Genomic DNA, 10,644 nt, shown 5'->3' with positions numbered 1-10,644 from the left:
AGCACAGCAATGTGTGCAGCTGACGAATACTAATCGGTCGAGGGCTTATCCTAAAACCGTTTGCCTGGACCCATACATCCGGCAGACAACAGCTAAAGAATACTATGCTTGCTTTGCATCCAGTTTTCAGCGTGTAAATCGCATAAACTGAAAGCCACTGATGGTGGTTTTTTTGAGTTTATTAATATTTCATAATATAAGCAGCCCTTAACTATTGTTAAGGGCTGTTTTTGTAGAATTCTATGCTTCCACGAGTTCAGGTCTTTTGATTTGCAATGGCGGCGGAACCAACCAACCTTTATCTTTACTCATGCGCAATACTTTCAGTCCCATTTCCGCTTTAGCAGCATGGTATTTCGTGAATAATGCAATGACGTCTTCTCTTATCGATGTCCCCATTATTTGGCTGCATGCTACTAATCCAGCCGCAAGGTCAACAGATAACATCGGGGCAATCTCCACATCATTATATCTGGCTCCGATTGGAATATCCTCCAATTTAGCTTCCGGCCGGTCCGGTAGAGCAGGGGGAGGTACTATTCCGTTACGGTTCAAAATTGTATCGCATTCGCGGGCTTCCAATTCGGCTTGTTCGATTAGCTGATCAAACATTTTTTTTAATTCCGTATCCCCAGCATGAAATTTCAAGGCTTTATTTGATGAAATACAGCCTTTGGCTATCATCGAAAATTGCCAAACATCATATATCTCTCCATAATGCAATGGCTCATTTTTAGGATTACCGCTTAAAATACCCATTTCATAATACGCTCCTTGTCAGTCGTCAGTTGTTTTCAAAACGTAGTTATTGTATTGGAATACCGTCGTTTTTAAACTGCCGAATCGTTACCAGTTCTGGCAAGTAGACTATTGCGTGATATTCATTTGAGAATTTATATTTTGCTGCGGTTGGTATAAGCTCGTTTGATTTGCCGCATAGCCTGCAGGCTGATAGCTGTTAAGCACGGTATTCGTTGTCATTTCTTTCATTGTCGGTACTTGATAGTAGCCGGCTTGATTCATATATTGCCACACTTCGTAGGCTTGTTCGGAGCAATTTACCGCTCCTTGCTGCATCATTCTGCGAAGCTGAGGATTGGCACATTCAAGTGAAGCAATTATTTTCATCGTCGCTGATGTTTTATGAAACCCAAGCATGCCGCTTGCAACATCCCGGTCATCCATCTGGTTCATCGAAACGTTCGGGCTTTGAGGAACAGGATTGTCAAGGCCGTATATCGGTGCGACGTTTCTTATCGAACGATATGGCACCGCTTCGCTCATACCTTGCTGGTTTAGGGATTGGACGGTTTGATTATACTCGTTAATCGTGAAATGAAGCTGTTTATCCAGCATTTGAATTAGCTGCTGATCCTTTGCGAACGGTCGATATAACTGGAATAAATTAATTCCGTCTATCGTAGCTGTCAATATTTCATGGACTTCCATTGTTTCATGTGCTCCCAAATGCGCTGCCAATTCATTTCCTCCTAATAGAAACTCATGAATTTTAAACCCATTATAATTTGTCCAATACACAAATAAATATTCGATAGGAATCGGTAGCGGGAACAAGCTCTAACGATATGCGGAAAATGATTAAGAAATTATGTATGCATGGGAGGGCAGAGGCGATGCGGTCTCGGCCTCGCCATTTGCAAAGAAATTATTGAGCTCCACGGCGGTCAGCTCATCGTTGACAGCGAGCGTGGAGCCGGTACGGTTGTGGCGTTTCGAGTGCCGCTTATGCATGAAGCCTAAAACGAAGGCAACGCTCGGTCGTCATTCTTTATAAAACAGCAATTTACGGTTTGCAACTACATAAATGATCGCAACGATTGTACCGGCGGCAAGCATGAAGGACAGCCAGTGATCGCGCAGCCATTCAATCCATAACGGCATGATTCAGCACCTCCTAGAGTTGAAAGGATCTATGTGCTTAGTATGCCCCGGTAACGTTCCAAAATATTGATCGAAAACCTGCTTGCTTGAAGCTTTCCTTCTTTTTCGCACGAAATTATGTTAACCTCAATTATTGGAATCAAATAATTGATAGGAGGAGAAAAGAGAAATGTTCCGAAAAAGACAATCCTTTTTGGTATTAACAATTCTTCTGATCTCTTGCATGCTCGTGGCCGCTTGCGGTATTACGGACAAGAAGGATGCAGAAAAGCCGGCGGATCAAACCGAACAAAATGGCGGAGAACACGATGAATTGCTAATCGGTGTCATTCCCGCACAAGGCAGCAATCAGATGGAACTGGGTGCGGACAAGCTTGCCAGCCTATTGCAGGAGAAACTGGGTTATAGCGTACGCGCCGAGGTATATCCGGATTATAACGGCGTAGTGGAGGCGATGGGCGCAGGCAAGGTGCAAATGTCGTACCTTGGGCCGCTCACTTATGTGGAAGCCCATGAGCGGTATGATGTCAAAGCGATTGTAACGCAGCTTATCGAAGGGAAGCCTTTTTATTACTCGTATCTCATTGCGTCTGCGGATTCCCCTTACCAGTCGCTTGATGATGTCGTGAAACAATCGAAAAATATTCGGTTTGCGTTTGGCGACATTAGCTCGACCTCGGGCAGCCTCATTCCCGGCATAGCTCTTAAAGACGCCGGTGTGTTTAAAACGCAGCAGGAGCACGAGTTCAAAAGCGTTACCTATACGGGAGACCATACGGCGACCGCCCTTTCCATTCAAAACGGAATGCAGGATGCAGGAGCTATCGACAGCGCTTATTACAACAACCTGGTGAAGCAGGGGAAGATCGACGGTTCCAAAATTAAAATCCTATGGCAATCGGAAGAGCTTTTCCAATATCCGTGGGCCGTTGTGAACAGCATGTCCGAAGATGACATTAAAATCATACAGGAGACGATGCTTGCGATTACGGATGCTGACATCTTGAGCGCTTTCGGAGGGGCAAGCGCTTTTACGTATGCGAGCAACGAGGACTATGCGTCAATCCGGCAGGCGGCGATAGCTGACGGACGCATCAAGCCGCGGCAATAAACGTGAAAAAAGCAGCTGTTGCCATACTGGTTGTTGTCCTTCTTCTCTGGTCAGGTGCGGGAGTGAGCCTTAAAGAAGGATCGTTCGGCGATCTCGGCAATACGTTCCGCTTCATTGCCGAGCATTGGTTCCCGATGGACCTGACGGATTGGCGCGCAGCGCTGAAAGCGATGATTGACACGCTTGAAATCGCCGTGTTCAGTACGCTTGCCGCCTTATTGATCGCATTCCCCTTGAGCTTTCTTGCGGCCCGGAATTGGGTGCCGTATCGATGGCTGTACGATTTCACCCGATTTTTGTTTAATTTATTCCGTTCGGTTCCGGAGCTTGTGTTGGCCCTGGTTTTTATTCCGACATTGGGACTAGGGCCGATGCCGGCAGTCATGGCATTAATCATTCATAATATCGGCGTGTTCGGCAAATTAATATCCGAAACGATCGAAGCGACGGACGACGGGCCGCAGGAAGCAGTAAAAGCAGTTGGCGGCACAAGGCTTCTTGTGGCGCTTTACGGAATTATTCCGCAAATGCTGCCGCTGGTCTTATCGCAATATTTTTATCGGCTTGAAGTGGCTATTCGTACGACCTTGATTCTAGGCATCGTCGGTGCAGGCGGTATAGGGCAGATGCTGTATAATGATTTCAAACAGTTCATGTATCAGAAGGTGACTTTTGAAGTTCTGCTCATAATGGCGCTGATCACGGCCGTGGATTACCTGGGTGCGTTGATCCGAAAGCGGGTGATGTAAGCTGCTGGAATTAAAAGGTGTTAGAAAAAGATATAATGGAGAAAAGAAAGCTGCCCTTGCCGGGATCGATCTCCGTATTAAGCATGGAGAGTTTGTGGCTGTGCTTGGCCGCAGCGGAGCGGGGAAATCGACCTTGATCCGCTGTATCAACCGGATTGTTGAGCCGGACGAGGGAGAGATTGTTTGGAATGACCGTTCCATAACCGGAATGAATCCGCAGCAATTGCGCAGCATCCGGGGTGAGATCGGAATGGTTTTCCAGCACTTTAATTTGCTGCCGAGACTGTCTGTATGGACGAATGTCATTGCCGGGCGGTTTGCGCGTATGCATCGCTTGCGCAGCCTTGTAGGCGTATTTTCAAAGGAAGACCGGATGCATGCGCTTTCGGCGCTCCGGGAGGTTGGACTGGAAGCGCTGGCGAGGCGGCGGGTGGAGGAATTAAGCGGCGGGCAAAAACAGCGCGTGGCGATCGCGCGCGTGTTAATGCAGCAGCCAACTCTTCTGCTTGGAGACGAGCCGATTTCAAGTCTGGACGCGGTTACGGCGAAGCGGGTTATGACATTTATCGCAGCCTTGCATCGGGAACGGGGAATGACAGTCGTGCTCAATCTGCATGATGTAGCCATGGCCCGCGCGTATGCTACGCGAATCATCGGGGTTACCGCAGGCCGCATAACATTTGACGGGACACCGGAACAATTGGGCGATAAAGAGCTGCGTATCATCTATCCGCCCGACGAAGAGGACGCCATTAGCAGTAAAAATATAGAAGGGAATGATTCACGTGTCTCAAGCAAATCCCATCAAGTTGACGAGTCTATCCAGCAAAGGGGGCTGCGGCTGTAAAATCGGACCCGCCGATCTCTCTGAGGTGCTTCGGAAGCTGCCGCTATCCGATCCAAACCCTAACTTGCTGGTCGGACTGGATACGAGCGATGACGCCGGTGTTTATAAGCTGAACGACGAGCTTGCGCTTGTACAAACGCTTGATTTTTTCACTCCGATCGTAGATGATCCTTATGCTTTCGGGCAGGTTGCGGCGGCCAACGCGATCAGCGATATTTACGCCATGGGCGGCAAGCCTCTCACCGTATTAAATATCGTCGCTTTTCCGATTCATACGCTGGACAAGCAGGTTCTGACCGATATTTTGCGAGGCGCTGCGGATAAGGTGAAGGAAGCGGGCGCAACGCTTGTAGGCGGGCATTCGATCGATGACAAAGAGCCCAAGTTCGGGCTGGCGGTTACAGGTCTGGTCCATCCGGGGAAGGTACGGACCAACGCGGGAGCGAAGCCGGGCGATAAGCTGATTCTGACCAAGCCGATCGGCGTCGGCATTCTCACAACTTCCATTAAGAAGGATCAGTTAAGCGAGGAGGAGATTACCCGCGTTATCGGGGTGATGGCCACGCTGAACAAGGCAGCAGCCGAAACGATGGAGCCCTACGATATTCATGCATGCACGGATGTAACCGGATTTGGCCTTCTGGGGCATGCTTCGGAAATGGCAAAGGGCAGCGGCGTTGGCATTCACATAGCCAAGGGACAGGTACCCGTTTTGCCGCGGGTGCGTGAATTGGCGGAAGCGGGCTTCGTGCCTGGCGGCACTAAAAATAATTATGCGCATTTAGAGGGCTCGGTTACATTCTCCGAACAGCTGGATCAAATTGACCAATGGATTCTTTGCGACGCGGTTACCTCGGGCGGTTTACTAATTTCGGTACAATCGGAACAGGCTGAAATCCTGCTGGATAAGCTTCGCGCTGAGGGTGTGGACGCGCATCTCATCGGAGAAGTAACAGCCGAACAGCCTGGACATATTCACGTAACGGCATAGGACCCTATTAAAGGAGCTGTAATGACATGTTTCAAGATATCACCGTAGCGGAACTCCTCGATCTTCAACTCAAAGGCACAGCACAGCTAATCGATGTCCGCTCGCAGTCCGAATTTGCAGAGTCTACGATTCCTGGCAGCATAAATATTCCGCTCTTTGATGATGTAGAGAGAGCGGTAGTGGGTACGTTGTATAAGCAGGAAAGCGTGGAAGCGGCCAAAGAAAAAGGACTTGAAATTGTGTCCGGCAAGCTGCCGGCCTTTATTAAAGCAATCGGGGAAAACGGGCCTCCCCATAAGATCGTGTTTTGCTGGCGCGGTGGAATGAGGAGCAGAACATCGGCCACCCTAGCTTCCCTAATAGGCCTAAAGATGTATCGCCTGAACGGAGGTTTCCGCGCTTACCGCAAATGGGTAGTGGAAACGTTGGAAGGATATCCGGAGCTTCCGCCCTGTTATGTCATTAACGGGTATACCGGTACAGGAAAAACAGAGCTGCTGAGCCGGTTGCAGGAACGGGGATATCCTGTAATCAATCTAGAGGAGATGGCAGGCCACCGGGGCTCTATCTTTGGGCATATCGGAAAAACGCCCAGCAATCAAAAGTCGTTCGAGACGCGGTTAGTGCATAATCTGATCCGTTTGAAAAATGCGCCGTATCTAATCCTGGAAGCGGAAAGCAAACGGGTGGGAAAGGTGGTTTTACCCGAATTTCTCGTGAAAGCGAAGGAAAGAGGAACAGCCCTATTTCTTGAAATGCCAGTCGGGGAAAGAGTCGGGAATATTTTGAGTGACTACAAGCCTCAGGAGAATAAAGATGAATTTATTCGCTCCTTTGAACGAATCGAGAAGCGGATTCATACGCCGGTTGCCGCTGAAATCCGCCATTCGCTGCAGGATGACAGGTATAACGAAGCTGCCAGGTTATTGCTGTTGCATTACTATGATCCCCGGTATCAATATGCGACTGAGCAGTATGAGAAAGAAAGAATAACCGTATCCGCAGCCAATTTGGATGAAGCCTTGGAAGAAATCATTCGGAAGCTGCCACTGCCGCCTAGAGGTAGATAGGATGGCGAATAGAAAAATGATAGTTTGTTATTGAAGCGCCGGAAGATTAAGCCATCCGGATATGACAACTAAAATGGAGCAAACGGTTATCCAGGTTAAGAACCTTTGGGATAACCGTTTGCTTTTCTTATACAGAAGAACAACAATACAGAAGACAGGTTGATTGACAGATATGGAGCAACGGTGGTATTATATTTTTACATTAAAACATAGTATACGGGTAGGAATTATTGTATATGAATGAGCGGGAGGTTTTCGGGATGGAAAAGCATTTGACGCTGCGGCACGAGGGGCTTGAGCTTGCGGCAACGCTGCATTACCCTGCGGACGGAAGCAAGAACGATTCAGAGAAGAAGCAAGCGATTATTATATGCCATGGATTTATCGGCTCCCGCGTCGGTGTAGACCGTCTTTTCGTGAAGACGGCGCGCGCATTGGCTGCACAAGGTTCCTACGTATTACGCTTTGATTATGCAGGCTGCGGAGAAAGCAGCGGCGATTATGGCGCGCTGGGCTTTGATTCGATGGTCGATCAGACAAGAACTGCAATCGATTATATCGCGGGCATGGAATGCGTCGATCCGCGCCGAGTGGTCCTGCTGGGCCACAGCCTTGGGGGAGCGGTCGCGATCATGACCGCGGTGAAGGACAAACGGGCGAAGCGGCTTGTGCTTTGGTCGCCGGTCGCTTATCCCTTTAACGATATCGTACGCATTGTCGGACGCAGCAGCTACGATGAGGCGGTGACGTCAGGAAGCTCCGATCATCAAGGCTATACCCTTCAGCCGGCGTTCTTCGAATCGCTGCTGCAGCATCAGCCGTTCCAAGCGGCGACGAGATTCGGCGGCGAGGTGCTGCTCGTTCACGGCACGGGCGACGAGCTCATCCCGGTGGATTACAGCTTTCTGTATCAAAAAGTGTTCTGGACCCGCAGCGAGGGCTTATGCGATAAGGAAATTATTTTCCAAGCGAACCATACCTATTCGACCCGCAATCACCAGGAGGAAGCGATTCGCGTGACCTCGGAATGGCTGAACGGCCTTGCAAAGCAGCAGGAGGAATGGCATGACTGGAGCATTTAACCGAATGAGCAACTTTTTTGTCGAGACATCCGTTATGAAATGTGTTTAAATGGAAACTAGTTGAAAACGAATACAAGCAGCACATAACGGATAAAGGCAGGGTTGCTCATGGATAAACGAATGCGAATAACAGCCGCTGCATGGCTCATGTCGCTCATCCTTTTGATCACGGCATGCAGCGGGGGAAAAGAGACGGTCGATGCACCTCAGGACACGTCGGCAACAAGCGAGCCGATCGTCAGCGAGGCGCCTGCGCCGGAACCGACGCCGCTTCCATATACGGCGCCGCTCACCGGAATCAAGCAGGAAACGGCTGCATCAGCCAGGCCGATCGTCGTTATGATCAATAATTTTGCGGCGGCTCGCCCGCAGTCCGGACTTACGAATGCGGATGTCATATGGGAAGTGCTTGCAGAGGGCGGCATTACGCGGTTAATTGCGGTGTTTCAGAGCACGGGCGCGCAGGCCGACACGATCGGGCCGATTCGCAGCATCAGGCCTTATTTAATTGATATCGGAGACAGTTACGGAGCCGTATTAGCACATGCGGGGGCAAGCATGGAAGGCTATGCGATTTTGAAGAAAGAGGGCAAGCCTTATTTGGACGAAATTTCGAATGCGGGCGGAGCCTTCTGGAGAAGCAAGGAGCGGAAGGCGCCGCATAATCTCTATTCGAGCCTTGAGAAGCTTCGCGAGGGTGCGGACAAGAAGAAATATAAGACGGAGGTGACGGTTCCGACTTATACGTTTGCTGAAGGCGGCGCATCGGAGGCCGGCGTTCCGGCAACGGATATTTCGATATCTTTCTTGCTCGAAAATTATAAGGTCGGCTACGTTTACGATGCCGTTACCGGCTTGTACAAGCGCTCGATTAACGACAAGCCGCATATCGACCTAAACAATAACGAGCAGCTAACGGGCGCTAACCTGGTTGTGCTTGGGGCGAATCATAAGACGCTGGATAATGAAGGGCGGCTTGCCGTAAATTTGACGGACGGCGGCTCTGCGATATTGTTTCAGAAGGGCAAAGCGATCGAAGCGGAATGGGTGCGCGCTTCGGACGGCATGATTCGAATCGTGCAGAACGGAACCGAGCTTCCATTGGTGCCCGGCAAAACCTTTTTTCATATCGTACCGAACAATCCCGCCTTTGAAGGCCATGTGACGTGGGTACAATCGTAGCTCATTGGAAATACTGTTAACTGCCCTGCGAGATAGTGAGGAAAACCTCAGTGCGCCATGAACCTGGGTTCATGGGGAATGAGATTTACTTCACTATTTTTTTGTGCTCTTTTAAATCGACGGTTGAGGAGTGTCTCGTTAATTGTGAAATTAGCCTTAGAATCTGGCTGCATGAAGGTATAGTAGCCCATGTGTTGTGGACAACATGTGTCGAATAACCGCGAAAATTGCGTCTGTACACAAATCTAATCACAGCTGTGTATCCATTGTGTGTGAAGGCTGACGAAGAGTGTCGAAGGTTGCACTTGTGCACATGCGTGACTCACAAAATGCTGAAGGATCTCCATTTAGCTGTGGATAGTGCGATCAAAAGCTTCAATAAAACGAATGAGATTAGGATGCATGAAGATTCCTCCTTATTATAGCGGGAATGAAAATAAAATAGCGGAAGCGAAAACACCCCGACCGCGGCGCCAGGCGCTGCAATCGGGGTGTGCTTCACTCCAACAGATATATGCTCTTCATATCGAAAAGAAGGCTGTCGTGCAAGCTCTGCTTCGTCCCGCAAAGTTTTAAAGCATCGAAGTGAATGGAAACCTTGCTATCCTGCGGGCAAGGCCCTTAACCCGGTCTTTATTTACTGCCTGCGGCGCTTCGGCATACGGCGACGGGTACCGCCATTGCCGCTGCCGGAGCCGGAGCTTGGCTTGCGGCGCTTACGGCGCTTCGGCTTCCATTCTCCGTCGTCGTCTTTGTCCTCCGATACAGTAGCGGATTTTTTGCCGAAGGAGCCAAAGAGCACCTTCACGAGCGGTGCCATTTGGGAGACGGTGGACATTACCTTCTGAACCTTCGTGACGGTTGTAAGAATGCCGTCGATACCGCCCATGCGGTCGACAAACCCTTTAATCTCGCCTAGGCTGGCGAGGGAGAAGCCGCCTGCTTTGCCGTTGGCGGCGGTTTCGACTACTTGTGAAGCTGTTTCCGGTAAGACGGCGGGCAGGATATCCTGCGCGGGATATTGGGGTGCTGCCGGAGGCATCGTCGGCAGATCTCCGCCAAAGCCGAAGCCGCCCGACTTGGCGCCAAACGATTTGCCAGGCTGGCCATGACCTTGACGGTTTGTTCCATGCCAATCGTATTGGTGGTTGCCGGTACCGGGGTTATTGCGATAATTCACACGGATCACAACCCTTTTTTTTATTAGTCTATGGGATAGGCGAACATAAGGATTGGACGAATGTCCCGATTGCGGAACATTTTATAGATAAATGCCCTGTGCTTGTATGTTTCGATAGGTTACAAATGGGCTGCGAGGCTCTTCCGTCCTGTAAAGCGTGAATACGGTAATGTTTGAAAAAATCGGCTAAAAAAGCTACAATAATAGCATTAGTTCTTACTGGGAGTGAATGCGCATGCAGCTTAAGAAGCTGAACGATAAAGCGATAGATCAACTATTCGAGGCGGTTCTGACATTGAAATCGGTCGAGGAATGTTATGTTTTTTTTGACGACTTGTGTACGGTGAACGAAATCCAGTCGCTCTCGCAGCGTCTCGAAGTGGCGCGGATGCTCGGCAAAGGCAGCACGTACAACGCGATCGAAGCAGAGACGGGTGCGAGCACGGCCACGATATCGCGCGTAAAGCGCTGTTTGAATTACGGAAACGACGGATATAAAATGGCGTTAGAACGCCTTGGAAGGTAGGACG

Annotated in this window: 12 protein-coding genes; 9 read left to right on the top strand and 3 right to left on the bottom strand. The window is 49.7% G+C overall.

Annotated elements, in window-relative coordinates; genetic code table 11:
• Positions 1-240: 240 nt before the first annotated feature.
• Positions 241-759, bottom strand: coding sequence for a DUF3231 family protein (locus L1N85_RS21950; protein WP_235241204.1), 519 nt, complete (start codon positions 757-759; stop codon positions 241-243).
• Positions 760-867: 108 nt separating this feature from the next.
• Entirely contained in the window at positions 868-1,479 is a 612-nt protein-coding gene (locus L1N85_RS21945; protein WP_235241203.1) for a spore coat protein, read from the bottom strand.
• A 138-nt stretch (positions 1,480-1,617) separates the two neighbouring features.
• Between L1N85_RS21945 and L1N85_RS21940 the strand changes: the two genes are divergently transcribed.
• The 8 genes from L1N85_RS21940 (at position 1,618) to L1N85_RS21905 (ending at position 8,934) form a co-directional block, all read left to right on the top strand.
• Positions 1,618-1,761, top strand: coding sequence for an ATP-binding protein (locus L1N85_RS21940; RefSeq protein WP_328285262.1), 144 nt, complete (start codon positions 1,618-1,620; stop codon positions 1,759-1,761).
• 310 nt (positions 1,762-2,071) lie between these two features.
• Positions 2,072-3,013 carry a phosphate/phosphite/phosphonate ABC transporter substrate-binding protein gene (gene phnD, locus L1N85_RS21935; RefSeq protein ID WP_235241202.1) on the top strand — a complete coding sequence of 314 codons (942 nt, stop codon included), beginning with the start codon at positions 2,072-2,074 and terminating at the stop codon, positions 3,011-3,013.
• A 2-nt stretch (positions 3,014-3,015) separates the two neighbouring features.
• A complete protein-coding gene (phnE, locus tag L1N85_RS21930; protein WP_235241201.1) occupies positions 3,016-3,762 on the top strand; it encodes a phosphonate ABC transporter, permease protein PhnE in 747 nt (248 codons plus the stop codon).
• A gap of 1 nt (position 3,763) precedes the next feature.
• Entirely contained in the window at positions 3,764-4,609 is an 846-nt protein-coding gene (phnC, locus tag L1N85_RS21925; RefSeq protein ID WP_328285263.1) for a phosphonate ABC transporter ATP-binding protein, read from the top strand.
• Positions 4,548-5,600, top strand: a complete 1,053-nt coding sequence (selD, locus tag L1N85_RS21920) for a selenide, water dikinase SelD (RefSeq protein ID WP_235241200.1) — start codon at positions 4,548-4,550, stop codon at positions 5,598-5,600. The genes phnC and selD overlap by 62 nt, the downstream gene beginning before the upstream one ends.
• A gap of 26 nt (positions 5,601-5,626) precedes the next feature.
• Positions 5,627-6,670 (top strand): tRNA 2-selenouridine(34) synthase MnmH, encoded by a 1,044-nt coding sequence (mnmH, locus tag L1N85_RS21915; RefSeq protein ID WP_235241199.1) that lies wholly within the window; start codon positions 5,627-5,629, stop codon positions 6,668-6,670.
• Positions 6,671-6,930: 260 nt separating this feature from the next.
• Entirely contained in the window at positions 6,931-7,752 is an 822-nt protein-coding gene (locus L1N85_RS21910) for an alpha/beta hydrolase (protein ID WP_235241198.1), read from the top strand.
• Between the two features lie 108 nt (positions 7,753-7,860).
• Positions 7,861-8,934, top strand: coding sequence for a DUF3048 domain-containing protein (locus L1N85_RS21905; RefSeq protein ID WP_235241197.1), 1,074 nt, complete (start codon positions 7,861-7,863; stop codon positions 8,932-8,934).
• Positions 8,935-9,571: 637 nt separating this feature from the next.
• Here L1N85_RS21905 and L1N85_RS21900 read toward each other — a convergent pair.
• On the bottom strand, positions 9,572-10,114 hold the full coding sequence (locus L1N85_RS21900; RefSeq protein WP_235241196.1) for a hypothetical protein: 543 nt from the start codon (positions 10,112-10,114) through the stop codon (positions 9,572-9,574).
• A 235-nt stretch (positions 10,115-10,349) separates the two neighbouring features.
• Here L1N85_RS21900 and L1N85_RS21895 point away from each other — a divergent pair, with 235 nt between their 5' ends.
• A complete protein-coding gene (locus L1N85_RS21895) occupies positions 10,350-10,640 on the top strand; it encodes a YerC/YecD family TrpR-related protein (protein ID WP_054026535.1) in 291 nt (96 codons plus the stop codon).
• Positions 10,641-10,644: the final 4 nt, after the last annotated feature.

The sequence above is a fragment of the Paenibacillus alkaliterrae genome (assembly GCF_021532375.1).
Taxonomy (GTDB): domain Bacteria; phylum Bacillota; class Bacilli; order Paenibacillales; family Paenibacillaceae; genus Pristimantibacillus; species Pristimantibacillus alkaliterrae.
The sequence above is the reverse complement of the archived record's forward strand: the minus strand, read 5'-3'. Positions and strand labels throughout refer to the sequence as shown.